The organism is Paenarthrobacter sp. R1 (assembly GCF_030264015.1).
GTDB lineage: Bacteria > Actinomycetota > Actinomycetes > Actinomycetales > Micrococcaceae > Arthrobacter > Arthrobacter ureafaciens.
Genome location: NZ_CP127115.1, coordinates 1,343,145 through 1,370,097, shown reverse-complemented (window position 1 = coordinate 1,370,097; position 26,953 = coordinate 1,343,145). Strand labels below are relative to the sequence as shown.

Here is a 26,953-nt window from a genome sequence, read left to right as displayed (position 1 = left end):
GACGCTAGACCAGGGAATCCCGCCAAGCCCCGTGCAGGCGGGCGAACCTGCCGCCGCCGGAGATCAATTCCGCGGGTGTCCCGTCCTCAACGATCCGTCCGTCGTGGACCACCAGCACACGTTCCGCAGTCTCCACGGTGGAAAGACGGTGGGCAATGATGATCGCAGTCCGTCCCGCGCTGCCCCCGGATACTCCTTCCAGCAGGTTGGCCAATCCCTGCTGGACCATCCGCTCGGAAGGGATATCCAGGGAGGAGGTTGCCTCATCCAGGATCAGGACTGCCGGCGCCGCGAGGAAGGCCCGGGCGAAGCCTATGAGCTGGCGCTGCCCGGAGGATACGCGTCCGCCCCGCTTGTTCACATCGGTGTCGTAGCCGTCAGGCAGGCCCATGATGAACTCGTGGGCTCCCACTGCCCGTGCCGCTGCTTCAATCTCGGCGCGGGACGCTTCCGGGCGTCCCAGGGCAATGTTGTCCGCCACCGAGCCACTGAAGAGGAAAGCTTCCTGGGTGACCATGACCACTGCCCGCCGAAGATCGGTGGTGGACAGATCGCACAGATCGACGCCGTCCAGCGTGATGGACCCGGAAGAGACGTCATAGAAACGCGCTATGAGCTTGGCCAGCGTTGACTTGCCGGCGCCCGTCTGCCCCACCAGCGCCACGGTCTGTCCGGCAGGAATGTGCAGGTCAAGCCGTGGAACCACAATGCTGCCGTCGTTGTAGCCGAACTCCACGCCGTTGAAGTCGATCTCGCCGCGCGGCTGCTTCAACGCCACCGGGTTCTTGGGCGGACGAACGGTGGGAACTTCCTCGAGCAACCCGGACACCTTTTCCAGGGCAGCCTGCGCACTTTGGAAGGAGTTGTAGAACATGGCCATCTGGTCCACGGGTTGGAAGAAGCGCTTAGTGGACAGGATGAGGGCCAGCAGGACACCCACCGCCAGATCCCCGCTGAGAACCCGGAAGCCTCCGAACAACAGAACTACAGCCACGCAGACGTTACCGATCAGCACCAGGCCGGGCTGCAGGACACCGTTCAGGAAGATCGACCGGACCGTGACCTTGCGGTAGTCCTCGGCCACCTCGCCGTACTGTTCGGCGTTCTCCCGCTCCTTGCGGAAAGCCTTGACCGCACGGATGCCGGTCATGGTCTCCACGAAGTGGACGATCAGCCGTGCCGACACGACGCGGGATTCCCGGAAGGCGATCTGGGAACGAATCTGGTACCAGCGGGCCAGGAAGAACATGGGCACCCCTGCAGCCAGGACGATCAGTCCGCTTCGCCAGTCCAAAGCGAAGATGGTGACCGCGGTGAAGATCATGAACAGCAGGCCGGATGCCAGTGAGCTGACGCCCGAGTCCAGGAGCTCGCGGAGAGCCTCCAGGTCCGAGGTCTGCCTGGCGATGATGCGCCCGGAAGTGTATTTCTCGTGGAATTCGAGGCTCAGCCGCTGAGTGTGGCGGAACACCCGGACCCGGAGATCCAACAGCATCGCCTGGCTCAAGCGTGCCGTGGAGGTGACGTACAACGCCGTCATTCCGGCAGTTGCCACAGCCGCGGCGATATACAGAACGCCCACCAGAACCAGCGGACCGTTGTCGCCGGACTGCAACGCGGGGAGTGCGTGGTCGATGCCAAAAGCGATGAGTGCCGGCCCCGCAACGCGGGTGAGCTGCGAAACCACCACCATCACGATCGTCAACCAAAAACGCAGCCGGACCGGACGTATCAGGGAGGCAAGCAAAGCGAGGGACCGCCGTCGTACGGTTTTGCTGTCAGCTTTGGAGAGAAGGGTGTTGTCCTCGTTGGCCGTTCCAAAAGTCGTGGCACTCACCGGCGGGCCTCCTCTGCGTCCTCGAGATCGTGCAGTTCGCTGTCCAGGTCCTTGGGCCCGGTGTCCAGGCTCGCGATGACGTAGCGGTAGTGGGCGTTGTTGGCCAGGAGTTCGGTATGGGTTCCGACGGCGGTGATTGTTCCGTTTTCGAGCAAGGCCACGCGGTCCGCCAACGCTACCGTGGACGGCCTGTGCGCAACGATGAGCGTCGTGGTGTCGTGGAGGACATCGCGAAGCCGCGCTTCCACGCGTTCCTCGGTGTTGACGTCCAAGGCGGACAGGGGGTCATCCAACACCAGGACCTTCGGCTTGGCTGCGATGGCACGGGCCAGGGCGATCCTTTGCCGCTGGCCACCGGAGAGGCTCAGCCCTTCCTCTCCGATCAAGGTGTCCACGCCGTCCGGCAATGAATAGGCGAACTGTGCCTGGGCGACGTCAAGTGCTTCGTCGAGGGCTGCATCCGAGGGGTCGGGCGCGCCCAGCAGGACGTTGTCCCGGACGGAACTGGAGAAGAGCGTGGTGTCCTCGAACGCCACTGCCACAATCCTCCGGAGTTCTTGGAGGTCGAAATCGCGCACGTCCACGCCGTCGATGGTCACAGCTCCTTCGGTCACGTCGTAGAGGCGCGGAACCAGCTGCAGCATGGCGCTCTTTCCGCTTCCCGTGATGCCCACGAGGGCCATGGTTTCGCCGGGGCGGATGTCCAGGGTGACGTCGCGCAGGAGCGTCCCGCCGTCGTCGAACCCGAAGCCTGCGTGCTCAAAGCGCAAGGCGCCCCTGACCACGGAAGGGGTGGCGGGCTGGTCCGGGGACGTGATGGTGTTGACCGTGTCCATGACCTCGAAGTGGCGGTCAAGCGCGGTTTTGGCGGTCAGCGCCATCGCCAGAAGCATGCCCGAGAATTCCACGGGAGTCGCCACGACCGCCGCGGTGGCGAAGAAGGCCACGAGCGCTCCAATGCTCAGCTGGCCTGAAGCAGCCAGCATGATGCCGACTACCAGTCCAACACCCAGGGCAAGTTCGGGCAGGAGGGTGACTACCAGCGTGAAGCCGGCCTGTTGCTTGGCTTTGGCGATCTCCGTCTGGCGAAGTTCCTCGGCCTGTCCATTGAAGTTCTCCAGCGCTTCCCGGCTGCGGCCGAACGCCTTGAGGACGCGGATGCCATGGACCGACTCTTCCACTGTGGTGGCAAGGTCGCCGGCCTGGTCCTGGCTGAGCCGCGTGACCAGGCTGAAGCGGCGGCGGAAACGGAACGAGTTGACCATGATCGGGACGGCAGCGGCCAGGAAGATCAACGCCAACTGCCAGCTCATGGAGAACATGACGCCCACGCCAATGATCACCGTGAGCGTCGTGACCACCAGCATGATGGCGCCGAATGCCATCCAGCGGCGGAGGAAGCTGAGGTCCGTCATGGCCCGCGAGAGCAGTTGCCCCGAACCCCAGCGATCATGGAAGGCAACCGTGAGCTGCTGCAAGTGCCCGTACAGGGACACCCTCATCTTCGTCTCGACCGTGGTCGCAGGGTTGATCACGAACTGACGGCGCAGCGCCACCAGTCCCGCTTCGCCCACGCCAAGCGCAAGAATCACGACGGCGGCAGTCCAGACGGCGCCCGGGTTGCCGTCGGGTTCAAGGGAGTTATTGACCAGTACCCGGAGCACCTGCGGGATGGCCAGTGCGACGACACTGGCAAGCAAGGCACACAACAGGCCCATGAAAAGCCGGGGGAGGATAGGCCGCACATGGGGGTATAGCCGGCCGACGGAGGTAAAGAACGACGTTTGCTTGGACATGCCCGCTTCTCAACAGCTGGATCTTCAGGTGGTGCGGAGGTAGTTTCCCGTAGCAACAACCCTATGTCATGCCGTGATTCGTTTCACAGGATGGCGCGACGCCGTTGGAATGATGGTCCCAGTTATTGGGCTTTGTAATGCCGCAGCTGGTTCAGTTGCGGGCCGTAAGGGTCAACAGGACCGCTTCCGGGCGGCACGCGATGCGGACCGGGGCGAAGCGGGAGGTTCCGATGCCGCCGGAGACGTTCACCGGCGTCGTGAATCCATCGCTTTCCCAATCGTGGAGGCCGCGGGCGCGCCACGTGGGGAGGTCGCAATTGGACACGAGCGCACCGTAGCCGGGGATGCAGATCTGGCCGCCGTGAGTGTGCCCGGCGAGGATGAGGTCTGCCTCCGCTTCGGTGAAGCGGTCAAGGACGCGTTGGTAGGGTGCGTGGATGACCCCAACCCTCAGATGGGGGCGGGCATCCTGGTTGACCGTGCCGCGGGGCCAGCCGGCGAAACGGTCACGCTTCAAGTGCGGATCATCAACACCGGAGAAGTCGAACCGCAGTCCGTCGATGACCACCGATTGTGCCCGGTTGGTCAGTTCGATCCACCCGCCCATGCCGAAGGCCGTGCGGAGCTTGGGCCAGTCGAGCTTGATGGGGTCTTGCTTGGGCTTTGACGGTCCACGGAAGTAGCCGGCCGGATTCTTCATGCGGGGCGCGTAATAGTCGTTGGAACCCGGCACAAAGACGCCCGGGAATTCCATCAGGGGACGGAGCGCCTCCACCAAGGGATCTATTGCCTTCTGGTGGCTCAGGTTGTCACCGGTATTGACCACGAGGTCCGGTTTGAGGTCTGCCAGAGACCGCAGCCACTGCGCCTTTTTGTCTTGTCCCGGGACGAAGTGGATGTCGCTCAGGTGCAGGACGCGGAGTGGTCCAAAGTCCTCGGGCAGAATGGGCAGCGTCTCCCGCCTGAGCTCGAACTGGTCCTTTTCCCACCAGCCGTAGGCGGCAGCTGCTGCGCCGGCTGTTGCTCCGATTGCTGTGGTTACGGCGAAACCGCGCCCGATAACGCGGACGCGGTTTGCCAGGGAATCACGGAAAGTCACTAGTCAGTCCTTGCCGGGGCCGTTGTTATTGCCGTTTCCACCGTTGTTCCCGTTATTGCCACTATTGCCGCTGTTGCCGCCGTTGGACGGGGCTTGGCTGTTCTGTGTGTTGGGCGCCGGTGTGTTGTTGCGCTGCGGTGCTCCGCCGCCCATGAGGTTGGATGGCGGTGCCGGGAACGGGTTGGTTCCATACGCAGGTGCTACCGCCAGCATGAAGTTGGTGAACTGCGGACCGGCGATCATGTAACCGTCAATGGACTGGTAGAACTTGCCGTTGACGGTGATGTTACGGCCTGGGCGGAGCTGGTCACCCAAGGGATCGCCGAACCAAGAGGCCGTGGCCAGCCCCGTGGTGTAACCCACAACCCACGTGGAGCCGTTGGAGTCGTTGGTACCGGTCTTTGCGGCGACGGGGAAATTGTTCTTCGTGCTGAGCGCCGGGCGGATCAAGGAACCGGAGCCGGCATTCAGTACTTCCTGCATCGCGTAAGCCACGCCGCGTGCAACTTCCGGCTTCACAGCGTCCTTGCAGTTGGACGACTGCGCCGGAAGATCTGCTCCGGTCTGGTCCTTCACGGAGGTGATGGCGATTGGTTCGCAGTACTTGCCGTCAGCGGCGAATGTCGCAAAGGCACTTGCCATCGTCAGCGGTGCCGTCTGCGTCGCACCGATCAGGTTGGACAGCGTGGTCATGGTGACCTTGGGGTTCGGATCCGTGATCTTGCCGGTTTCCTTGTCCCGCGCGGGCAGACCGCCATGGATTCCCACAGCGTCAACAATCTTCTGAATCCCACAGAGGTCCACCTGTGCCGCTGAAGCGAACGTGGCGGTGTTGATGGAGTTCATGAGGCCGTAAAGGACGGTCATGTTGCGGTAGTAGCCCTCATCGGAGTTCTGGAGATCGAACGTGCCGTTGGTGGCGTCATACCAGCCAACGGTCGGCGTTTCACAGGTGTTCTTCCACGGGAAGTTTTGTGGATACCGGCGCTGCGCTGCATTGACCGTCTGGTTCATGGACTTGCCTTCGTTCAACCATTCGGCGAACGTAAACGGCTTCATCGTCGAGCCGGGCTGGAAGCCACCGATGCCGTTCAGGTCGTTGCCCTTGGCGTCCATGACGTCCACGTTGAAGTTCTGGGTTTGATCGAACTTGCCCTCTTGCGGGAGCCACACGGTGTTCTGGGCCATGCTCACGATCTGGCCGGTGCCCGGCTGTACGGAGACGATCGACGCGCCCCACTTGTCCGGGTTGGCGCCGGCCGTACCATCCACCTGCTGCTGTGCCACAGCCTGGGCCGTGGGGTCGAGGGTGGTCTGGATGGTGAGGCCGCCGCGCATGATGCGCTTCTCGCGATCGTCGGAAGTTTCGCCGTAGGCGGGGTTGTTCAAGAGAAGGTGGAGCACGTAGTCACAGAAGTACGGAGCCATGGTGGCGTAGGCGCAACCCTGGCGGGCCGGGGTGACCTTGGTGGTGACAGGAGTGGCCACAGCCTCGTCGTACTCTGCCTGGGTGATCTTGCCCTGGTTGACCATGGCGGCCAGCACCAGGTCGCGGCGCTTCTTGGAGTTGTCCGGGTTGCTGATCGGATCAAAGGCCGAGGGGCTGTTGACCAGGCCTGCAAGCAGGGCTGCCTGCGGCAGCGTCAGGTCCTTCGCGCTGGTGCTGAAGAAGAACTTGGAAGCGGCTTCGATGCCGTAAGCGTCACGGTTGAAGAAGACAATGTTGAGGTATCCCTCAAGGATCTGCTCCTTGGAGAACTTCTTCTCCAAGGCGATCGCGAGCTTCATTTCACGCAGCTTGTCCCCAACGCCCTTGTTAAGGCCGTTGAGCTTGACGTCTTCTTCCTTGCCGGAAGCCACCAGTGACTCGTTGATGACGTTGTTGACGTACTGCTGGGTGATGGTGGACGCACCCTGCTTGTTACCGCGGGCCGTGCTCACCAGCGCGCGCATGATGCCCGTGGTGTCGATGCCGCCGTGCTCATAAAAACGGCTGTCCTCGATCGCGATGACAGCGTCCTTGATGAAGGGGCTCATCTGGTCGAGGGGGACCTTCGTCCGGTTCTCCGCGTAGATCGACGCAATGGGCGATCCGTCCTTGGCCAGAATCGTGGTGTTCTGGCTCGGCGGGTCCACTTGGAGCTCCGCCGGAAGCGTGTCAAAGAACTGGATGGAACCACTGGCGGCACTGCCGGAGACGGCGGCGGCCGGGACCAAGAGGCCCGCCACCAAGACGCCACAAATTGCACTCACGCCAAGGAAACCTAGAATCTTTCCGAGGGTGGTGGCAGTGTCGAATATGGGGTTCTTGCGAGTCACCATGTTTTCCACTTTACCGGCAAGGGCTAGGCTTTCTGTCATGACCAAATGGGAGTACGCCACGATTCCGCTCATAATCCATGCCACGAAGCAGATCCTGGACCAGTGGGGCGAGGACGGCTGGGAGCTTGTACAGGTCGTCGGTGGCCCCGATGGCAAAGGACTTGTCGCATACCTTAAAAGGGAGAAGCAGTAACAATGACTACCCCCGCAGAAACCACCTCTGCCGCGGAATCGGGCGCTCCGACGTCCGCCGTCGAACAGCGCCTCGCGGAGCTCGGACTGACCCTTCCCGAGGTCGCCGCTCCGGTTGCTGCCTACGTTCCGGCCGTCGTGTCCGGCAGCTACGTCTACACCTCCGGCCAGCTGCCCTTTATTAACGGCAAACTCGAAGCTACGGGCAAGGTCTCCACAGGCGAACTCGGCACGTCCGATGAGCCCACCGTCGATCCCGAGGACGCCAAGCGTTACGCCGCCGTATGCGCGATCAACGCCCTCGCAGCAGTGAAGAGCGTCATCGGCGACCTCGACCGCGTTACCCGGATCGTCAAAGTTGTTGGCTTCGTCTCATCCGATCCCACGTTCACCGGCCAGCCCGGTGTCATCAACGGCGCTTCCGAACTCCTGGGCCAGGTATTCGGCGACGCCGGCATCCACGCCCGTTCCGCCGTCGGCGTTGCCGTATTGCCGCTTGACTCGCCTGTCGAGGTCGAGCTCATCGCTGAATTCAGCTAAGGAACCGGTTCACCCAAGTGCCTCAGCTTGCCCGTCGCCTGTTTGTCCTGCCTCCTGAACTCGAAGGAGCGGCAGAGAACTGGCTTCACCTTGGCGAGCGGACCCCCAGGACCGCCCGCTACGCATCATCCGTTGTCCTGCTGCGTGATTCGCCCACCGGCTTGGAGACGTGGCTTGGTTACAGGCCCGGCTCCTCGCCGTTGGGCGTTCTCGCGTTCCCCGGCGGTTCGCTTGAACCCTCCGACGACGAACCCGTCGGTTGGTTGGGCCCGTCGCCCCAGCACTGGGCCGAGCAGATGGGGACGGACGACGTCGGACTCGCCCGCCGTCACGTGGTGGGCGCCATCAGGGAGCTCTTCGAAGAGACCGGCGTTCTGTTGGCAGGCCCTGACGCTGCCTCCACGGTGGAGTCGAACTCCACCGTGGAATGGATGAAGGCCCGCGAGGCCGTTGCCGCCCAGGAGAAATCCTTCACAGAAGTCCTGGCGAAGCGCGGACTGTCCGTGCGCACCGACCTCCTCAAACCCCTGGTCAATTGGCTCAGCCCCGACTTCGCGCACTCACGCTTCAACACGCGCTATTTCGCGGCCACTGTTCCCGTCAACCAGCAGCCGAGCATCCTGGGCAGCAAGGGCGTATGGGGCCGATGGGTCAATGCTGCCGAGGCTATTGCCCTCAGGGACACCTCCGCCTTGGGTGATGAAGTGGCACAGGAAAACACCGTCGGCCACAAGCTCGGCGAGCTGCTGGTTCCCGGGTCTGAGATCATGCTCGAGAAAATGGCCCACGCCAACGGCTGCATCGCTTACCTGAGCTACAAGCGGAAGGCGCATGTCTACCAGCCCCGGCTCGTGGACGAGGGCGGGCAGCTCATGCTCGAGGTTGAAGCCGCAAGGACCGTCCCGGGCGAACCCCAGCGCGAACGCTGACCCTCTATCACTTCCCGCCCGTTTTCCGGCGTCCCTCTGTCACGTCCCGCCCATTTTCGGGCGTTCCTCTCTCACGAAAAAGGCCGCCCCGGTGATCACCGGAGCGGCCTCTTTGCGAAGGGGGTTTAGCGGGAGCGCTGACGCAGGCGCTGCATGTCGAGAATAACGACGGCGCGCGCTTCCAACCGCAGCCAACCGCGCTGGACGAATTCGGCCAGGGCCTTGTTGACAGTTTCGCGGGATGCGCCGACCAGCTGGGCCAGTTCTTCCTGCGTCAGTTCGTGGGCGACCAGCACGCCGTCGGTCGCAGGGCGGCCGAAGCGGTCGGCGAGGTCCAGGAGGGCCTTCGCTACGCGGCCGGGGACGTCGGAGAAGACGAGGTCGGACAGGGAATCGTTGGTGCGGCGCAGGCGGCGCGCCAAGGCCTGCAGCAGCTGGGCCGACACCTCAGGGCGGGTGCGGAGCAGTGCGTTGAGGCTCTCGTTCTTCAGGCCGGCGAGGCGGGTCTCCGAGACAGCGGTTGCCGTAGCGGTGCGGGGGCTCGGATCGAACAGGGCCATCTCGCCGAAGAGTTCACCGGGGCCGAGGATCGCCAGCAGCGACTCACGGCCGTCGGGGGAAGTGCGGCCGAGCTTTACCTTGCCGGACACAATGAAGTAGAGCTGGTCACCCTGGTCTCCTTCGCGGAACACCGACGCCCCGCGGGAAAGATCCACCTCGGTGAGTTCGTCTGTCAGCAAGCGGAATGCATCGTCGTCAAGGGTGGCGAAGAGGGGTGCGCGGCGCAATACCTCGATGTCCATGAAGTCTCCTGAGAATAAAGTTTCGGTCGTGGCGCTTCAGCCATTGTTTCAGAATTTTTAGCGTTCTGTGACGTACTTGGCACGTGAAACGCTGAAATCACGCGGATTCCGTTGCCCGATCGCCCTGTTTCAGGCCACAACTGAACCCGGACCGAGCCCGCTCCGTGACCGGGCTAACGGTTTACTGTCAGGGTCCCCCTCTAGAATTGGCGCTACCCGGCTATGAGGAGCACTTGGTGTTTGGCTTGACCATTTTGGACTTTGCATTGATTTTCATGCTCTTGTCCTACCTGATCTATGGCCTTCGCAATGGCTTCCTGGTGACCCTCGGCGGGATCGCGGGATTCATCGTTGGTGCAATCGCGGCCTTCATCGCGGTCCCGCTGGTCAGCGGCTGGGTGAGTGACAGCGCGTGGAGGCTTACCGCCACAGTGGCTGCCGCCGTCGTACTTATTGCTTTGGGCCATGGACTCGGAACCATGATCGGGCGACGGGTCCGTCACGTGGTGCGGCTTAAGCCGCTGCACGCTGTGGACCGCCTGGTGGGCGGTGCGGTAAGCCTCGTGGTCGCCGCGCTGGTCATGTCCATGTTGGCCTTCAGCATCAGTTCCCTCGGTGTGCCCTTCGTCTCACAGCAGCTGGCGCAATCCAGGGTGATCCGGTACATCGATTCACTGACGCCAACGCCCGTCAAAGCCACCATGGCGCAACTGCGGTCCACGGTGATCGGCGATGGCATTCCCAAACTGATCGAGGGCTTCGGCTCCACCACACCGGCCAAAATCCCCAACGAGTCCACCGATACCCCTGCCCTCAACCAGGCTGCACAATCCGTGCTGAAGATCGCCGGCACAGCCTTCCAATGCGGCCAGAACCAGACGGGTTCCGGCTTCGTGGTGTCACCGGAGCGCGTGGTCACCAACGCGCACGTCGTTGCCGGCGTGTCGCAACCGGTGGTGGAAGTGCCCGACGGCGGTGCGCTGCCGGGACGGGTGGTCTACTTCGACCCCCGGCGGGACATTGCCGTGTTGGCTGTGGACGGACTCGCCGCTTCGCCGCTGCCGTTGAGCGGGGACCTGCCTGACGGCAGTCCCGCAGCGTTCGCCGGTTACCCGCACGGCGGGCCGTTCCAGTCCAAACCCGCCACTGTGGAAGGGATCTCGACGATCCTGGTTCCGGACATTTACGGCAGCAACCCGTCACCTGAGCTGGTCTATAAGCTGGCGGGCGACGTCCAGCCGGGCAACTCGGGCGGGCCTTTGCTCACGACGCAGGGGCAGGTGGCTGGCCTCATCTTTGCCAAAACAACAACCAATGCTGCCCTCGGTTTCGCGCTGACCATGCAGGACGTCCAGCCGGTAGCGGCGCAGGCTCCCGGATTGAGCGCCCCGGTGGAGTCAGGCCAGTGCACGCGCAAGTAATAACCGCTGCCTGACCTGCCCCCGTCCGCGTGATGTGCCCCCACATTCGCGATGCTCTCTCACATAATGAGCGTTTTTTGCCAACGCTCGTTCACCTAATGGCCCTGATTCCCAGACGCTCTTTCACCCCTATAGATTGAGAGTCATGACTGAAGCCACTCCCGCCTCTGAACCCGGACGCGGCACCATTCTTGTTGTCAACGGCCCCAACTTGAACCTATTGGGTACGCGTGAGCCCGAGAAGTACGGGACCTCCACATTGGCGGACGTTGAACGACTGGCCTTGTCCGCCGCCGAATCGCACGGGTTCACGGTGGATTGCGTCCAGTCGAACCATGAAGGCGATCTCTTGGACGCAATCCACGCCGCCCGCGGAACGGCGGTTGGCATCGTGATTAATGCGGGGGCGTTCACTCACACGTCCGTGGCGCTTCGCGACGCCTTGGCAGCTGTCCAGCTCCCCGCCGTCGAGGTGCACATCACCAACGTCCACCAGCGGGAGGAATTCCGCCACCACTCATACCTGTCCGGCGTGTGCAATGCGATCATTGTTGGTGCCGGTGTACTCGGGTACAAGCTGGCCGTCGACTATCTGGCCGACACGCTCTGACGGTTGGGATGTGATAGGGCGTCGGGCCCAGCGCGTTGGGATGTGATAGAACGTCGGGCCCAACGCGTTGGGATGTGATAGGGCGTCGCGTCCAACGCGTCGGGATGTGATAGAGCGTCGGGCCCAACGCGTTGGGATGTGATAGGGGATCACAGGGCGGTGATGCGGAGGAGGACCGCGTGTTCAGGGTGCAAAACGGGCATCGGCAGCCCGACCTCCCCGAGAAACCGCCCGGAAGCTTCCGCGCCGGAGGCCAGCCATTGCACCGGCTGGGCTTCGATGACCGTGTGGCTGTAATCGGGGTCTTCCGGCGTGGGGAACAGCAGCTCCACACGGTAGCCACGGTCCGAATCGAGCCCTGGGAGTGAAACGCGGCCCACCTGTTCGGCGAACGACGTCCGCGTCTTGACCACCGCAAACAGCGCCGCAGTGGCACCGGCCGGGATACCGCCGTCGTACTCCGACGCGACCACGCCATGCACCATGAGGGACTCATCGTGGGAGTCGGCGCGCACCATTCGTCCACTGTGGATGAGGTCCCGGTGCGCCTTGTACAACGCGATGAACCGCTTGAGTTCCTCGCGCTCGGCTCCCCTGACCGCGCGGACATCCCACTCCATGCCGAAATGGCCGAAGAGTGCGGTGATCGCGCGGAAGGAAAGATCGTGTGTCCGGGCGGTGGTGTGCGACGTCGTGGGACCGATGTGGCTGCCGACCAGCTCCGGGGGGACCACCATGCCTGTCCAGCGCTGGATGGTTTGGCGCTCCAGCGCGTCGTTGCAATCCGATGCCCAGATCCGGTCTGTCCGCTCCAGGATCCCCAAGTCCACGCGGGCGCCGCCGGACGAGCAGCTCTCAATCTCCACCTCCGGGTGCGCAGCACGCAAGGCGTCGAAGAGTCGGTATGCGGCGAGGGTCTGCTCATGGACCGAAGCGCGCCCCGCATGTCCGTGTTCGAGCAGGTCGCGGTTTTGGTCCCATTTGAGGTAGCTGATGTCGTTCTCCCGCAGCAGGGCGTCGATCCGATCGTAGACGTACTGCCAGGCTTCCGGGTTGACGAGGTCCATGACGTGCTGGTGCCTCCACTCGAGCGGGAGCCGGCCGCCCTCCTTGTAGGACGCAACCGAGGGGCCAACAATCCACTCGGGATGGGCGCGCGCGACGTCCGAATCAAGGTTGACCATCTCCGGTTCCACCCACAGCCCGAACTCCATGCCGCGGGACGTCACCGCCTGGATGAGCGGTGTCAGCCCCTTGGGCCACACCGTTTCATCCACGTACCAGTCGCCCAGCCCGGCATGGTCATCACGGCGGCCACGGAACCAGCCGTCGTCCAGCACAAAGCGTTCCACGCCCAAATCAGCGGCTGACTCCGCGAGTTCCAGCAGGGTGTCCAGATTGTGGTCAAAGTAGACCGCTTCCCAGGTGTTCAAGACCACCGGGCGCGGGCCCGACACGTGGTGCGGCCGGGACCGGAACCAGCTGTAGAAGGCTTCAGTGATGCCGTCGAGGCCACGGTCCGAGTAGGCGGCGTACAGGGCGGGAGATGTGTAGCTTTCGCCGGGTTGCAGCACCACTTCGGCGGCGCCCAGCAACTCGGAGCCGCCGATCATGGTGCGCCCGTCGGCCGCGCTGTCCGCAAATTGTTCATGGTTGCCGCTCCACGCGAGATGCGTGGCCCAAACCTTGCCGTGCCGGTTGCCGAAACCTGCCGTCCCGGCGGCGAATAGCAGGGACGAATCATGCCCGGTGCGCCCGTGCCGTCCCGTTCTGACCCACGTTCCCTGCTGGAGGGGGCGGCGCTGCGGGTGGCGCTCCCGGCACCAGCGTCCGGTCAGGTCCAAAAGTTCGACGGCGTCCGGCGCCACCGGGAGAACGGTTGCCAATTCGTCCACCTGGAACGGCGACGTTCCGTCATTCCGTAGTTCGTGCCGCAGTTCCAGCAGCCCGCCCGGATGGAGGGTGAGGTTGCTGGTGACGGTGATCCCGGCGTCGGGGTCTGACTGAATAACGACGGCGGTACTGCCGTCCGTCGTCGCACTCAGCACGCGGAGGCGCACCGAAAAATCAAAGCCGGGTACGCCGTCTATGACGCGCTGTCCCCTGAGGCCCGGGCGGCCTTGCCAAGAGGAGGAAGCCTGGGGGAGCAGCCCTGCCGGTACGTTCGTGTCAGCCGCGGACGGCGGAACGGGCTCGTTGAGGATGGAAAGGTCGGGGAGTGAGTCGCCGAGGTCGGCTCCCCAGTGGGTAATCTCGGCCTCTCCGCGGTGCGTGCTGATGACCAGGCTGGTGCCGGCGGAACGGAGGTGGAGCGGGTGCATGGAATGAGTCGCTTTCAGATAAGGGGTGCGGAGCCCGTTGTGCGCGCCGTCCTGGGAGTCAATGCGCGCAGAACGGGCCCCGCAAAAGGGGCTTTACTTGAAGAGATCGTTGACCTGGTTGTTGGCTTCCGTGAGCGATGAAGCGGGCTTCTTGCCCGAAAGCACGGCGTCCATGGCGGGCTTCATGATGCCGTCCACCTTTGCTGCTTTGTCTGCAATCGGGAAGAGGAAGGTGGTGCCGTCCTTGACGTGAGTGGTGAAAGCGGACACGTCGATGCCCTTGTCGGCGAAGGCCTTGGCGGCGATCTCGGCGGAGCTGCTGATTGCCGGGAACACCACGGCCTTGCCCGCGACGACGTCCTGGCAGGCTGCTGAGCCGAGGTATTCAGCCCACTTGACGCTCGCTGCCGGGTTCTTGGTGCCGGCCCAGACGGAGTCCGCCAAGCCGTTGAACATGGAAGCGCGCTGGCCGTTGGGGCCCTTGGGCGTAGGAGCAATGGCGGTCTCAATGCCCTTGTAGGTCTTGTACTGCCCGATCAGCCAGTCGCCGTTGGAGTTGATGGCGGCCTTTCCGGCGCCGAAGCTGTCCGGCATGCTCGCACCCACGGTGGTTTCCAGCTTGGGCATGTAACCCTTTTCCGTCAGCCCGGCCCACCAGGTGATGGTCTCCTGGAAGCGGGGGTCGTCGTAGTTGAACTTGCTTCCCCAAGGGTTCTTGTCCGTAGCAGTCCATCCGGTGGTGGCGGTGAGGAAGCTCCATTCAGTCTGGCCTTGGCCTGCGCCGCTGCCGGTGAGTCCCAAGCCGTACGTGGCTACATTGTCCTTGTCGAAGCCGGGTTCGTCGCCGCGCTTGCCGTTTTTGTCCACCGTCAGCTTGGCAATGACTTTCTCGTAGCTGCCGCCGTCCTTGGGGTTCCAGTCAAGGTTGGCCATCTGTTCGGCCGGGATGCCTGCGGCGTCGGTCATTGCCTTGTTGTAGAACAGGCCCACGGTGTCCCAGTCTTTGGGAAGGCCGTAACGCTTGCCGTCCTGGCCAACCCACAGTTCCGGAAGCCCGGCGGTGTAGGCGTCCAGATTGATGCCGTCCTTTTCCACCGCTTCGTCCAAAGGCAGCAACTGCTTCTTGGCCGCGAATTCCGGGTATTTGGAGAGGTGGTTGGTAAAGACGTCCGGTGCCGTTCCGGCTACAAAGCCGTTGGTCAACGTGGTCCAGTAGTCGTCCCACCCGCGCTGGGTGATCTTGACCTTGATATCCGGGTTGGCTTTGGTGAAGTCATCGGCGCACTGTTGGTAGGCGGGAAGCTGGTTGGCGTCCCAAAGCCAGTAGTTGATTTCGCCGTTTGCCGCGGAGCCGGAATCGGAGCCACCGCAGGCGGACATCGTCAGGGCAAGGGCGGCGGCTGCAGCTGCGACGCCAAGGGGTTTCTTCATGACAGGCCTTTCAGGAGTGTTCTTGCGGTTTATTTGATTCCGGAGAATCCGATGGAGTTCACAACCTTCTTGCCGAAGGCGATGAACAGGATGAAGATCGGCAGCGCGGCCACGAGGGTTCCGGCCATGAGCCCGGACCAATCCAGGGCGCCTTGCGGGGATTGTGATTTGAAGACGCTCAGGCCGACAGTGAGTACCCGGACGCTTTCGTCCTGGCCAACCAGGAGAGGCCAGAAGTATTCGTTCCACTGACCGATGAAGGTGAGCAGCGCCAGGGTGGCGATGGGGGCTGCGGCGTTGGGAAGCACAATCTGGAAGAAGATCCTCAGGTGCTTGGCGCCGTCGAGCATGGCCGCTTCCTCCACCTCGCGGGACATGCCCAGGAAGAACTGGCGGAGGAAGAAGATCGCAAACGGCGTCATGAACAGGAACGGGAGGGTCATGCCGGCCATGGTGTTGAGTAGCCCGAGGTTCTTGATCATGAGGAAATTGGGCAGGGCGGTGAAGATGGGCGGGACCATCATGGTGGTGAGGAACAGGCCGAAGACCTTGTTCCGTCCGGGCCAGCGAAGCCGGGCGAAGGCGTAGGCGGCCATCGCGCTGAAGAACACCTGCGCCACCGTGGTGACCGTGGCAAAGACGATCGAGTTCCTCAGGTAAAGCCAGAAGTTGATGGCGGCGCCGGAGCCGCCTTCGGCGATCGCTTCCTCGGTGGTTTGAAGGCCAAGGACCCGTTTGAAGGCGCCCCAGCTGAACTCGGCGGGGAGGAGGTTGCCCGAGTTGGAGGCTAGGGCGCCGTTGCTGGAAAGTGCCGTGCGCAGCATCCAGTAGAAAGGGGCAATGGTCACGGCGACGGCGACGGCGACCAGCACCCACGCGCCGATGCGGCGCCAATTCAGGGGCTTCTTCCGGGACGGCGTGCGGGTTTCAGGCAGGATTGAGCTTGTCATTGCGGTTCCTTAGTCCAGGTCCGATTCGTTGCCCTTGAGGAACTTCATCTGGATGAAGGCCACCAGGGCGAGAATGATGAACAGGATGACGGACAGTGCGGAGGCGTAGCCGAAGTCCGACTCGCCGAAGGCTTTTTGGTAGATGTACATCTGGATCACGCGGGAGGCGTTGACGGGCCCGCCGTTGGTGGTGACGGCCACGGTGTCGAAGACCTGGAACGATCCGATGACAGTGACCACCAGCACCAGAACCAGCACGGGCCGGAGCAGGGGCATGGTGATGCTCCAGAACGTCCGGGTGGGTGAGGCGCCGTCGAGGTTTGCTACCTCGTACAGGTGGTTGGGAATGGACTGTAGGCCGGCAAAGATCAACAGCGCCGTGTAGCCCATGTGCCGCCACACATTCACGAAGGCGATGGTGGGAATGGCCCACTGTTCGCTGCCGAAGAAAGCCACCCGGGGGAGTCCGATCCAGCTCATGACTTCATTGACGATGCCCAGTTGGTAGTCCAGCATCCAGAACCACACAAGTGCCACGATGACGTTGGCTACCAGGAACGGCAGCAGCAGGGCGCCACGGATGAAAGTGGATTTCGCTACCCGGTGCATCAGCAGCGCGAGACCCAGCGCGATGACGGTCTGGAATCCGATGTTGAGCGCCACGTACTGGAGGGTGACTCCCATGGCGTTCCAGAACAGTTCGTCCTGGAAGAGTGCCGAGTAGTTCTTAGTCCCGATCCACGTCGGCTCACCCAGGATGCTGTATTCCGTGAAGCTGAGGTAGATGCCGCGGATGGTGGGGACCAGGAAGAAGGCCACGAAGCCAACCATCGCCGGAAGGATGAAGAGGATTGCGATCCGAAGGTCGCCGAGGCGGCTGGTAATGCTGCGTTTGACGGGTGCGTTCCCGGGCCCCTGCTTGCGTCCGGAGCGCTTGGCTGCGCTGGCCGGAGGCTTGGTGAGTGTGGTCATCGTCGACACTTCCTGACTGTGATGCGGGTAACAACGCTGCTGAATCTACACGAGTAGAAACTTGTTAAGCAAGGTCTTGCCTAGTTTATTGATGTGATAAGCCTCCTTAGTTGACTCGAGTAGATAGTGGTGGGAGACTCGCATCACGCCCTTCTACGGGCGCCTCAATCCCAGGCAACGCAGCTCAGGAGGGCAAAATGTCGTTTTCGATTGGTGTCTTGGGCGTCGGCCAGTTCGGCGGCCAATTCGCGCACTTGTTCAAGCTCCACCCCGGTGTCAGCGCGGTCTACGCGGTGGATGAACGCCCCGAGAGGGCGCTGGCCGCCCGGGAGCAATGGAGCTTGGACGGCACCATGGCCTCCTTCAACGAACTGCTGGCCTCCGACGTCGATGCGGTCGCTATCTTTACCCAGCGATGGACGCATGGCCTTTTGGTTGAACGGGCGCTGCGCGCCGGAAAGCACGTCTACTCCGCCGTGCCGATGGCCGTTTCCGAGGAAGAAATCGAGCGCATCATCACCGCCGTCCGGGAAACCAAGCTCGTCTACATGATGGGTGAAACGAGTTATTACAACCCCGCCACGGTCTTCGCCAGGAAACAGCAGGAAGCCGGAAAGTTCGGCCGCATTTTCTACACCGAGGGGGACTACGTCCATGACATGGACCTTGGTTTCTATGAGGCCTACCAGTACAGCGGCGGCGAGCGTTGGAAAGAGACCGCCAGCTACCCGCCCATGCTGTATCCCACCCACGCAATCGGCGGGGTTCTGGGTGCTGTCCCCGGCCATGCGGTCAGCGTCAGTTGCATCGGTATCAAGGACCACCGGAACGACGGGGTCTTCGACAAGGACGTGAGCATGTTCACCAACGACTTTTCCAACGCAACGGCCCTGTTCGAAATGAACGACGGCGGTGCGATGCGCACCAATGAGATGCGCCGGGTGGGGTATCCCTCCCACATCCGGGAGTCACGGTTCCGCTATTTCGGCACCGAGGCAAGCTTCGAACAGCTCGCGACCACCACACTGTGGCAGGACAAACAGGGCGTCACCGATGTCTCGGACCAGGTTGAAACGAAACCCTCCATGTCACCTGACGATCCCACCCTGGCTGGCGTGGCCCCTGAACTTCGGGGCGCTTTCATCTCCGGCCTTGCGCCCGTCCACGAGCCGGCCCGGCTTCCGCAGGAGTTCCTCGGTGCCCCCAACGGCCACGAGGGCAGCCATCAGTTCCTCGTGGACGACTTCGTCACTGCCGTCAACAAGAACCAGCTGCCACCCGTCAATGCCTGGGTTGCTGCGCGGTATACCCTTCCCGGCATCGTGGCGCACCAGTCCGCGTTGCGCGGAGGCGAGCGCCTTCCCATCACGGACTTCGGCGACGCTCCTGCGATGTAGCTAGCATTTACCCCATGACCTCTGCTGTACAAACCCCGCGCGGCCCTGTGACCCGCAAGGACGTGGCCCGGTACGCCGGGGTGAGTACCGCCGTCGTGAGTTACGTTGTGAACGGCGGTCCCAAGAACGTGGCGCCGGCCACCGAAGCCAAGGTGCGGGACGCCATCCGAATCCTCGGATACCGGCCCAACGCGGCTGCGCGGGCGTTGAAGCTGGGGTCGAGCGAGACTATCGGCGTGGTGGTTCCGGACAACACGAACCCGTTTTTTACCCATCTGGCGCATGCCGTGGAAGAAGCTGCCGCCGCGCTGGGCTACGGCATGGTGCTCGCCAACTCGAACGGCAGCCTGACCCGTGAACGCAAAAACATCCACACCTTGGCGGCGCGGCAGGTGGACGGGGTTTTCCTGGCAAGCTGTGTTTTCGACCCGGACCTGACGGACCTGGAGGCCACCGACATTCCGTCGGTGCTGCTGAACAACCTGGGTTCGCCTCCCGGTTTCAGTAGCGTCGGAGTGGATTTGGAAGCAGGTGCCCGTGCTGCCGTGGAGCATTTGATCGGCCACGGCCACACCAGCATCGGCCTGGCGATCGGCACCAATACCGGCAATCAATTGGACGGGCGTGAGGCTGGCTGGCTGGCCGCGTTGCGTGCGGCAGGGCTGCCCGACGGACCGCTGATACACGGGGAATTCAGCAGGCCCGGCGGCTACGAGGTGGGCAAGCGGTTCCTGGCCATGGCCAACCGGCCAACGGCGATCTTTGCCAGCAGTGACATGCAGGCTATCGGCATACTGCGCGCATTCCACGAAGCCGGCGTGCGGGTTCCCGCGGACATCGCGCTGGTCTCCTTCGACGGTTCCCTCGACGCCGAGTACAGCTGGCCGGCGCTGACCACCGTTTCGCAACCCATCGAGGCAATGGCCGAGGCCGCGGTCCGGTCACTCGTGGGCGCGAACCGTGCGGAGGAGCTCCAGCACCACATCCTGCCCACCGAACTGATCATCCGGCAGTCCTGCGGTTGCCCCTAGCTTCCTCTCTCACGTCCCACCCCCTTCCCGGGCGGTCCTCTGTCACATCATCACCCGTTGAGGGCTTCCCTCTATCACTCCTCTCAAGGAAGTGATAGAGGGTCGGCCTGAACGCTGCGGAAAGTGATAGAGCGTCGGTAGGGGAGGCCGGCTACGAATCCACGCTGGCGTAGCGCGCCGGGCGGGACAGCACCCGGTTGATCTGTGCCGTACCGGCAGCAACGGCCAGCCGCACCAAGAGGAAGCCGACGGCGAACACCGAGCCTATGGTCAGGAAGACCACCGGCCGGGTCAGCAATGTCGGGCCCGCCAACGGCAGCACCAAGGCACCAGCTGCCGTCGCCGAGATACCCGCCACCAGAAGCAGCGGTGACATCACGGCCCTGACCCGCGCACTCACCATGAGCTTGCGGGGCATGCCCACTCGGTCCAGGGCAACCAAAATGGCCGCCCTGTCCAACACCGAGGACGCCTGGTTGACCCCGGCCGAGCAGGCAACCATCAGAAAGCTACCCAGCAAGGTGATCATGACGCCGGTGTTGATATCCCGGACCAAGAGTGTGGTTTCGTCCGCGGCCCCACTGCCCATGGAGTCCGCCACGGCCATCCCGACCCCCACAAACACGCCTACGAAGCTCGTCATGGCGACGCCGCCTACTTGGCGCCACGATTCCTTCGGGTTATCCAGCACGGTCCGTGCCGCGAGAAGCTGTTCGGGCTGTCTGGCGCGCTTCAGCTGCGACATCGCCTGCAACTTCAGAACCCAGGGCCCCATCAGATTGAGGGCCAGCAACGCCATGCCGAAACATCCGGCCATCACGCCGAGGATCACGATGAACGTGCCAAAACTGCTGAGCATGCCCATGGCCACCACTCCGGCAACCACCACCAGAACCGCCACGAGTCCGCGAACCCAGTGGGCCCCGTAGGTCGTTTGCCGTGTTCGTACGCCCAACGGAGTCACCACCACTTTCCGCAGCCCGAGCGCCGCGCTGACCGCGGCAATGAGGCAGACGGCAAGGACGCAAGCCAGAATCGACGGGATCGACAACCATGCATGAGTGCCGATTGCCTGTCCCCTGAACTGGATCAACCCGAGGAACGGTGCCACAACGGCGTACAGCGACGCCCCGGCCAAGGCCCCTACAGCGGCCAGGACGGTGGACTCGATGACTGTCATCCAGACCACGGTGGCGCTGTTCGCCCCAAGCAGCCGCAGGGACGCCAGCCGGTCATCCCGACGGCGGGCGGCAAGGCGGGCAGCCGACCCGCCCAAGGTCAGCAGCGGGATAACAAGGAGGACCATTGCGACGACGGCCAACGCTTGGTAAGTGCCTGCGAGACCGTCCGTCCAAGTCCAGAAAACCTGCGAGCCCGCCGCAACGGTAAGCAGCAGCGCAGTGACGGTTCCAAACGCAAGGACCGGCAGTCCGGTCTCGTGAAGGCCCGAATCACGGATATTGCCCTTGCTGCGCGCAATGTACGGCGTCAGCCGGAGAGCCATGCTGAGGCTAGACATTGAAGGCACCCTTGAAGTTGTAGTTGCCGGAAGCTGCAGTGCTGCCCAATCCCGCGCTGTCCGCAATGATCCGACCGTCCCACAGCTCCACTACACGCCCGCAGCGTTCGGCGACATTGGGATCGTGCGTCACCACCAACAACGTGCGCCCGTTGGCGGCCACGGAGCGAAGCAGCACGTCGAGTACCTCGCTGGATGTCGCAGAGTCCAAAGCTCCAGTGGGTTCATCCGCGAAAACCACCCGGGCTCCTGTCACCTGTGCCCGCGCGATCGCCACCCGCTGCACTTGGCCGCCGGACAATTCGCCGAGGCGACGCCTCTCCTTGCCCGCCAATCCCAAGGCGGCCAACCACTCGGCGGCACGCGACTCAGATGTGCGCCGGTCCGTGCCAGCAAGCATGAGCGGGAGAGCGACGTTTTCCACGGCGGTCAATTCCGGTAGCAGCATGCCCTGCTGGAAGACGAATCCGAACTCCTCGCGGCGGAGCTTGGACAACTCAGCGTCGGACAAGGTGCGCAAATCGAGCGCGCCCGCCTGCCGCCCCAAGGTGACCGAACCGGCGTCGGGCCTCAAAATTCCGGCGAGGCAGTGCAGAAGGGTGGTCTTCCCCGAACCGGACGGCCCGATGATCGCGATCGACTCGCCCGCCTGCGCGGTGAAGTCAACGTGGTCAAGGGCGACGCCGCCGGGGTAGTGCTTGGTGAGTTGCTGGGCGTGGAGGATGGCGTTCATGATTCCAGCATCCCCAAGCCCGGGGTTCCGGGGCATCAGTCCGCCGGCTGAACTCCGTCGTCGGGCCTCCACCCGCGGTATGAGACCCATCCAGGTCGCAGCTGAGCGCGTTGTGAAGGCTCAGAACGCGCACAAATGCGACCTAGTTGGGTGCGCCGGCGATCCGGAGCTTGGCCACATTCTCGGCCAGCACCTTGCGGGCATCGTCACCGAGCAGGGAGTCGGTGATAAGTTCGTCCGCCTCCTCAAGGGCAGCTATGGAAGCGATGCCTACAACACCCCATTTGCTGTGGTCGGCCAGGACCACGGTGCTGCGGGCCGATGCCATGAAGGCCCGGTTGGTTTCGGCTTCAAGCAGGTTGGGCGTGGTGAAGCCGGCCTGCGCATCCATGCCGTGCACGCCGAGGAACAGCGCGTCCAAATGCAGCTGCTTCAGCGATGACGTTGCGATCGGGCCTACCAGGGCATCCGACGGCGTGCGCTCGCCGCCGATCAGAATCACTGTGGAGCCGAACCGTCCCGGACCGGACGACGCGCCGTGGTGGAACAGATCCGCAATCCGGACAGAGTTGGTCACCACCGTGATGCGAGGGCCGTGGACGAGCTCCTGGGCCAGCGCCCACGTGGTTGTCCCGGCGCTGAGCCCGACGGCCATGCCCTCGTGCACCAGTGTGGCCGCCTCAACGGCAATGGCATGCTTCTCGGACATCAGCCGGGTGGACTTCAGTTCAAAGCCGGGTTCGTGGGTGCCCGCATCTCCGGGAAGCTTGGCGCCGCCATGGATGCGCTCAACACGCCCGGTTTCTTCCAGGGCTTCAATGTCCCGACGGACCGTCATGGGGGAAACGCCCAACAACTGGGCCAGATCCGAGACACGCACCACGCGTTCGCGTTGCACGGCTTCGAGGATGGCGGAGTGGCGTGCTGCCTGAAGCATCAGGGCCTTTCTTGGGGGGCCTCGAGGGAGGGAGTCGTCTGGCTACAGTCTAGGGCGGGTTCCGTTGGCTGAGTGCACAGAACGACGACGGCGCCGCTCACCTGGTGTGGTGGGCGGCGCCGTGGTTCCCGGCAGGGAAGGGACGTTACTTGCGCAGCGACTCGGCGATATGGTTCATGATCGAGGGGTCGGCCAGGGTGGTGGCGTCTCCGGTGTCGCGGCCTTCTGCGATGTCCTTGAGGAGGCGGCGGACGATCTTGCCGGAGCGGGTCTTGGGCAGTTCCGGCACGATGAGCAGTTGCTTGGGCTTGGCGATGGGACCGATTTCCTTGCCCACGTGGTTGCGCAGTTCCAGCACGGTTTCGTCGCCCTTGTTGGTGGCGTCACCGCGAAGGATGACGAACGCGACGACGGCCTGTCCGGTGGTGTCGTCCGCGGCACCGACCACGGCTGCTTCAGCAACAGCGGGGTGGGAGACCAAGGCCGATTCGATTTCGGTGGTGGAGAGACGGTGGCCGGAGACGTTCATGACGTCATCCACGCGGCCCAGCAGCCAGACGTCGCCGTCTTCGTCCTTCTTGGCGCCGTCCCCCGCGAAGTACATGGCTTCGAACCGGGACCAGTAGGTGTCCTTGAACCGTTCCGGGTCGCCCCAGATGCCGCGGAGCATGGAGGGCCACGGTTCGCGGACCACGAGGTAGCCGCCCTCGCCGTTGGCCACCGAGGCGCCGTTTTCGTCCACGACGTCCACGGCGATGCCGGGCAGGGGAACCTGGGCGGAGCCGGGTTTGGTGGAGGTGACCCCGGGAAGCGGGGCGATCATCTGGGCACCGGTTTCGGTTTGCCACCAGGTGTCCACGATCGGGGCTGGATTGGCTTTCTTGCCGCCGTTGCCGCCGATGACCTCGCGGTACCACATCCAGGCTTCGGGGTTGATGGGTTCGCCCACGGAGCCCAGGACCCGGATGGCGGAGAGATCGTACTTGGCAGGGATCTCGCGTCCCCACTTCATGAACGTACGGATGGCCGTGGGGGCGGTGTAGAGGATGGAGACCTTGTACTTTTCGGCGATTTCCCACCAGCGGCCCTGGTGCGGGGAGTCCGGGGTGCCTTCGTACATGAGCTGGGTGGCGCCGTTGATAAGCGGGGCGTAGGTTACGTACGAATGCCCGGTGACCCAGCCGACGTCGGCGGTGCACCAGTACACGTCCGTTTCCGGGTGCAGATCGAATACGGCCCTGTGCGTGTAGGCGGTCTGGGTCAGGTAGCCGCCGGTGGTGTGCAGGATGCCCTTGGGCTTGCCCGTGGTGCCGGAGGTGTAAAGGATGAACAGCGGGTGCTCGGAATCGTGCCCGACGGCGGTGTGCTCGCTGGGTGCCTTATCAACCGTTTCGGACCACCAGAGGTCGCGGCCGTCCACCCAGTTGACGTCTTCGCCGTTGCGCTTAACCACAACCACGTTGTTCACTGAGTGGCCGTCGCCGTTTTCCATAGCAGAGAGTGCTTCGTCCACGGCGGGCTTGAGCGGGGAGGGCTTGCCGCGGCGGTACGTGCCGTCGGCGGTGACCACGAGCTTGGCCTCGGCGTCCTCGATCCTGGACCGCAAAGCATCAGCGGAGAACCCTCCGAAGACCACGGAGTGGACCGCGCCGATCCGGGCGCAGGCAAGCATGGTGATGACGGCCTCGGGAATCATCGGCAGGTACACGGCCACCCGGTCGCCCTTGGCAACGCCCAGGGACTCGAAAGCGTTCGCGGCTTTCTTCACCTCTTCGGTGAGCTCCGCGTACGTGTACGTGCGGGTATCGCCCGGTTCGCCCTCGAAGTAGATCGCTACCCGGTCGCCCAGGCCATTCTCCACGTGCCGGTCCAGGGCGTTGTAAGCGGCATTGACCTCCCCGCCAACGAACCACTTTGCAAACGGCGGGTTGGACCAATCCAGCGCCTGATCGAAGTCCTTGCTCCACGTCAGAAGCTCACGCGCCTTATTCGCCCAGAACGCAGGCCGGTCCGCATCAGCTTTAGCGTACTCATCAGCCGAAACCACCGCATTCGCCGCGAACTCCGCAGACGGCGCAAACTTACGGTTCTCCTGAAGCAGGTTTTCAAGGGCATCCTGGCGGGTCTGGCCCCCGGCGGCCGAAGGTGCTGCGGTTGCCGTTGATCCGGTGGTGTCCTGGGACATGTGAACCTCATCATTCATCGCGATCTAAGCCGCAACCGCCGTCCGCGGGGTCCCGCACAAGCCGTTTTCCGGCGTCGTACTGGCCCTGGGCGGGGGCTGCAGCGCTGTCCGCCATCAACACTATCCCTTTCGAGAGGTCCTACGTGTGCGTCATCACAAATGCGTCAGTGAGCGGTAAGAATTTGGCGCCGAATGGCGCGTTGGGTGGCTGGGAACCGCTTTCATGACGACGACGGCGTTACTCGTTTCGCTGGTCGCGGGCCACGCATTCCTGCGCCCATCCGTAAGTAGCCTTTGAGTTTGCTGAGGGCGAAGCCGGAGGACCGTTTTTGGCTAGGTCAGTGTCTGTGGGGTGGCATAGGCTGAATAAGTCTTGGGGACGCCAGAGGCGTGTCAGGTTGGGCTGCGGAATGCCGCGGAACAGCCGGTCCGGACTGCCCAGGACGACGCCGCACGAAGGAGATTAGATGAACCAGCTGAGACCAGGCCCGCACGACTCGCAATCCTCGGGAACGGACACCAACGCTGGAACGGCCACACCTGACAGCACGGCAACCACGTCCGGGGCAGCCGGCAAGTTTGAAGCCGTCGCCGGTCCGTTCACGGTCAGGGACTTGACGGTCTTTGGTTCCGTCCTGTTGATGTTCATTGCGTCGCTGCTTCCCATGTTTGGCGGTCGCTACAACCTGTGGAACCTGGGCAACCTGTTCTTCCTCTTGTTGGGGGTCATCCTTCCGCTGGTGGTTGCCGCACTTTTTGTGGCACGTCGCCTCCAGCCCGGCACCAACATCCGCATCGGCTCCCTGTCCATTGACCAGTTCGCCTCAGTCACCGCTGCCTTTGCCTTGCCCCTGTTTTTCCTGACGATCGCGGACTCCTTTAACGGCAGCGTTTTGCTGGGCCTCGTGGGCTCCGTGGGCCTGCTTGCCGCCACGGTCCTTGGGCCGCACCTTCCCTTCCTCTCGGTCGACTTCAAGGGCCGTGCCGAAACACCAGCGCACGTCGTGGCCCGGCAAGCCGCTGTTACCATCCGCAAACCGGCTGCGCCCAAGGCACCGAAGGTGCCCAAGGACGGCAAGTCCGGTGTTGGCCCGGCAGTCCCCGGATTCACCGGTTCGGCCTCGGCTTCGGGTGCGCAGGCCCCTGTTCCGCAGCAGACGCCTGTTGCGCAGCAGACCGGGAGCCAGCAGCCTTCCGCCCACACGCCTGCGACCCACTCTGCGCCGGCGACGCAAGCAGCGCCGAGGACCGCAGACCAGTCCGCGCGGGGCCCGCAGCAAGGTGCGCAGGAACCTGCCTCCCGGGAGCCCGGCAATTCCTCCGCAGCCCTCGGAACCGCGGCCGGTACTCCCGCCGCTGCAGCCCAAGGCGGCGATCAGCCTGCAGCTGCCCAGCGGGGAACCGCCCAGCCTGCAGCTGCCCAGCCGGGAACCGCCCAGCCTGCAGCCGGCCAACCGTCAGCCGCCGAACCGTCAGCCACCCAGCCGGCGGCCGCCCAACCGGGAACCACCCAGCCGGGAGCCGCCCAGGAAGCAGCTGCGCAGCAGGCAGCATCCCGACAGGCTGCGGCCGAACAGGTCGGCCAGCCGGCCGCCCAGCAGCAATCCAATGAACGTCCATGGGCAGCGACCATGGCGACGCCGATCGTTTCGTCCGACACCCGGACCGTCAGCGACTCCATCGGCGCAACAGTGGATCCCGCGAGCCGACCCGACGAGTCCCAGGACGCGCCGCACTACGAGGCTTTCTGGTTCGCCGTAGCCCAGCCGCGAACGGCCTATGACCAGAGGACCGGCGCTCCTGCGTTCGTCATTCAACCCGGTGGTTGGGTGTTGGCTCTCGAGGACCGCGGCCATGAGTTCCTGGTGCAGGACACCGACGGCAAGCTTGGGGTCCTCAGGGAGCTCAGCAACATCGAACGCGGTTAG

The 26,953-nt window shown here is 63.7% G+C and carries 21 protein-coding genes; 8 read left to right on the top strand and 13 right to left on the bottom strand.

The window, feature by feature from the left end:
* Positions 1-4 precede the first annotated feature (4 nt).
* From QN084_RS06625 to QN084_RS06610, 4 genes are all read right to left on the bottom strand, one after another.
* The gene (locus tag QN084_RS06625) at positions 5-1,837 is read right to left on the bottom strand and encodes an ABC transporter ATP-binding protein (protein WP_285751386.1); all 1,833 of its coding nucleotides are present in this window, start codon (positions 1,835-1,837) and stop codon (positions 5-7) included.
* A complete protein-coding gene (locus QN084_RS06620; protein WP_021473782.1) occupies positions 1,834-3,633 on the bottom strand; it encodes an ABC transporter ATP-binding protein in 1,800 nt (599 codons plus the stop codon). Before QN084_RS06620 ends, QN084_RS06625 begins: the two co-directional genes overlap by 4 nt.
* A gap of 151 nt (positions 3,634-3,784) precedes the next feature.
* Complete coding sequence (locus QN084_RS06615; RefSeq protein WP_021473783.1) at positions 3,785-4,732, bottom strand: metallophosphoesterase; 948 nt, start codon at positions 4,730-4,732, stop codon at positions 3,785-3,787.
* Between the two features lie 3 nt (positions 4,733-4,735).
* The gene (locus tag QN084_RS06610; protein WP_069695975.1) at positions 4,736-7,054 is read right to left on the bottom strand and encodes a transglycosylase domain-containing protein; all 2,319 of its coding nucleotides are present in this window, start codon (positions 7,052-7,054) and stop codon (positions 4,736-4,738) included.
* A gap of 37 nt (positions 7,055-7,091) precedes the next feature.
* On the opposite strand from QN084_RS06610, the gene sp36 reads away from it, so the two are divergent.
* From sp36 to QN084_RS06595, 3 genes are read left to right on the top strand one after another with little or no spacing between them, the layout of a single operon-like run.
* Positions 7,092-7,247 (top strand): Sp36 family protein, encoded by a 156-nt coding sequence (sp36, locus tag QN084_RS06605; RefSeq protein ID WP_011775990.1) that lies wholly within the window; start codon positions 7,092-7,094, stop codon positions 7,245-7,247.
* Positions 7,248-7,249: 2 nt separating this feature from the next.
* Positions 7,250-7,786, top strand: coding sequence for a RidA family protein (locus tag QN084_RS06600; protein ID WP_021473785.1), 537 nt, complete (start codon positions 7,250-7,252; stop codon positions 7,784-7,786).
* Positions 7,787-7,803: 17 nt separating this feature from the next.
* On the top strand, positions 7,804-8,715 hold the full coding sequence (locus tag QN084_RS06595; protein ID WP_069695933.1) for an NUDIX hydrolase: 912 nt from the start codon (positions 7,804-7,806) through the stop codon (positions 8,713-8,715).
* A gap of 125 nt (positions 8,716-8,840) precedes the next feature.
* On the opposite strand, the gene QN084_RS06590 is transcribed toward QN084_RS06595, so the two are convergent.
* Positions 8,841-9,518: a Crp/Fnr family transcriptional regulator gene (locus QN084_RS06590; protein ID WP_011775987.1), complete on the bottom strand. Its 678-nt coding sequence runs from the start codon at positions 9,516-9,518 to the stop codon at positions 8,841-8,843.
* Positions 9,519-9,754: 236 nt separating this feature from the next.
* Between QN084_RS06590 and QN084_RS06585 the strand changes: the two genes are divergently transcribed.
* A complete protein-coding gene (locus QN084_RS06585) occupies positions 9,755-10,939 on the top strand; it encodes a MarP family serine protease (RefSeq protein WP_062097903.1) in 1,185 nt (394 codons plus the stop codon).
* A gap of 145 nt (positions 10,940-11,084) precedes the next feature.
* Entirely contained in the window at positions 11,085-11,549 is a 465-nt protein-coding gene (gene aroQ / locus QN084_RS06580; protein WP_021473788.1) for a type II 3-dehydroquinate dehydratase, read from the top strand.
* 149 nt (positions 11,550-11,698) lie between these two features.
* Here aroQ and QN084_RS06575 read toward each other — a convergent pair whose 3' ends face one another.
* The 4 genes from QN084_RS06575 to QN084_RS06560 form a co-directional block, all read right to left on the bottom strand.
* On the bottom strand, positions 11,699-13,870 hold the full coding sequence (locus tag QN084_RS06575; RefSeq protein WP_069695932.1) for an alpha-galactosidase: 2,172 nt from the start codon (positions 13,868-13,870) through the stop codon (positions 11,699-11,701).
* 93 nt (positions 13,871-13,963) lie between these two features.
* A complete protein-coding gene (locus QN084_RS06570) occupies positions 13,964-15,301 on the bottom strand; it encodes an ABC transporter substrate-binding protein (RefSeq protein ID WP_069695931.1) in 1,338 nt (445 codons plus the stop codon).
* 29 nt (positions 15,302-15,330) lie between these two features.
* Positions 15,331-16,251, bottom strand: a complete 921-nt coding sequence (locus QN084_RS06565) for a carbohydrate ABC transporter permease (protein ID WP_069695930.1) — start codon at positions 16,249-16,251, stop codon at positions 15,331-15,333.
* Between the two features lie 9 nt (positions 16,252-16,260).
* Positions 16,261-17,223 carry a carbohydrate ABC transporter permease gene (locus QN084_RS06560; protein ID WP_069695929.1) on the bottom strand — a complete coding sequence of 321 codons (963 nt, stop codon included), beginning with the start codon at positions 17,221-17,223 and terminating at the stop codon, positions 16,261-16,263.
* 197 nt (positions 17,224-17,420) lie between these two features.
* Between QN084_RS06560 and QN084_RS06555 the strand changes: the two genes are divergently transcribed.
* Positions 17,421-18,620, top strand: coding sequence for a Gfo/Idh/MocA family protein (locus tag QN084_RS06555; RefSeq protein WP_069695928.1), 1,200 nt, complete (start codon positions 17,421-17,423; stop codon positions 18,618-18,620).
* Between the two features lie 14 nt (positions 18,621-18,634).
* On the top strand, positions 18,635-19,651 hold the full coding sequence (locus QN084_RS06550) for a LacI family DNA-binding transcriptional regulator (RefSeq protein ID WP_069695927.1): 1,017 nt from the start codon (positions 18,635-18,637) through the stop codon (positions 19,649-19,651).
* Between the two features lie 151 nt (positions 19,652-19,802).
* Here QN084_RS06550 and QN084_RS06545 read toward each other — a convergent pair whose 3' ends face one another.
* The 4 genes from QN084_RS06545 to acs all read right to left on the bottom strand — a co-directional run bounded on the left by QN084_RS06545 (position 19,803) and on the right by acs (position 25,025).
* Positions 19,803-21,170, bottom strand: a complete 1,368-nt coding sequence (locus QN084_RS06545; RefSeq protein ID WP_228145565.1) for an FtsX-like permease family protein — start codon at positions 21,168-21,170, stop codon at positions 19,803-19,805.
* A complete protein-coding gene (locus tag QN084_RS06540; protein WP_031216937.1) occupies positions 21,163-21,903 on the bottom strand; it encodes an ABC transporter ATP-binding protein in 741 nt (246 codons plus the stop codon). Before QN084_RS06540 ends, QN084_RS06545 begins: the two co-directional genes overlap by 8 nt.
* Before the next feature lie 142 nt (positions 21,904-22,045).
* Positions 22,046-22,840 carry a DeoR/GlpR family DNA-binding transcription regulator gene (locus QN084_RS06535; protein ID WP_021473797.1) on the bottom strand — a complete coding sequence of 265 codons (795 nt, stop codon included), beginning with the start codon at positions 22,838-22,840 and terminating at the stop codon, positions 22,046-22,048.
* 145 nt (positions 22,841-22,985) lie between these two features.
* Positions 22,986-25,025 (bottom strand): acetate--CoA ligase, encoded by a 2,040-nt coding sequence (acs, locus tag QN084_RS06530; protein WP_069695925.1) that lies wholly within the window; start codon positions 25,023-25,025, stop codon positions 22,986-22,988.
* A gap of 467 nt (positions 25,026-25,492) precedes the next feature.
* Here acs and QN084_RS06525 point away from each other — a divergent pair, with 467 nt between their 5' ends.
* Positions 25,493-26,953, top strand: a complete 1,461-nt coding sequence (locus QN084_RS06525) for a hypothetical protein (protein WP_069695924.1) — start codon at positions 25,493-25,495, stop codon at positions 26,951-26,953.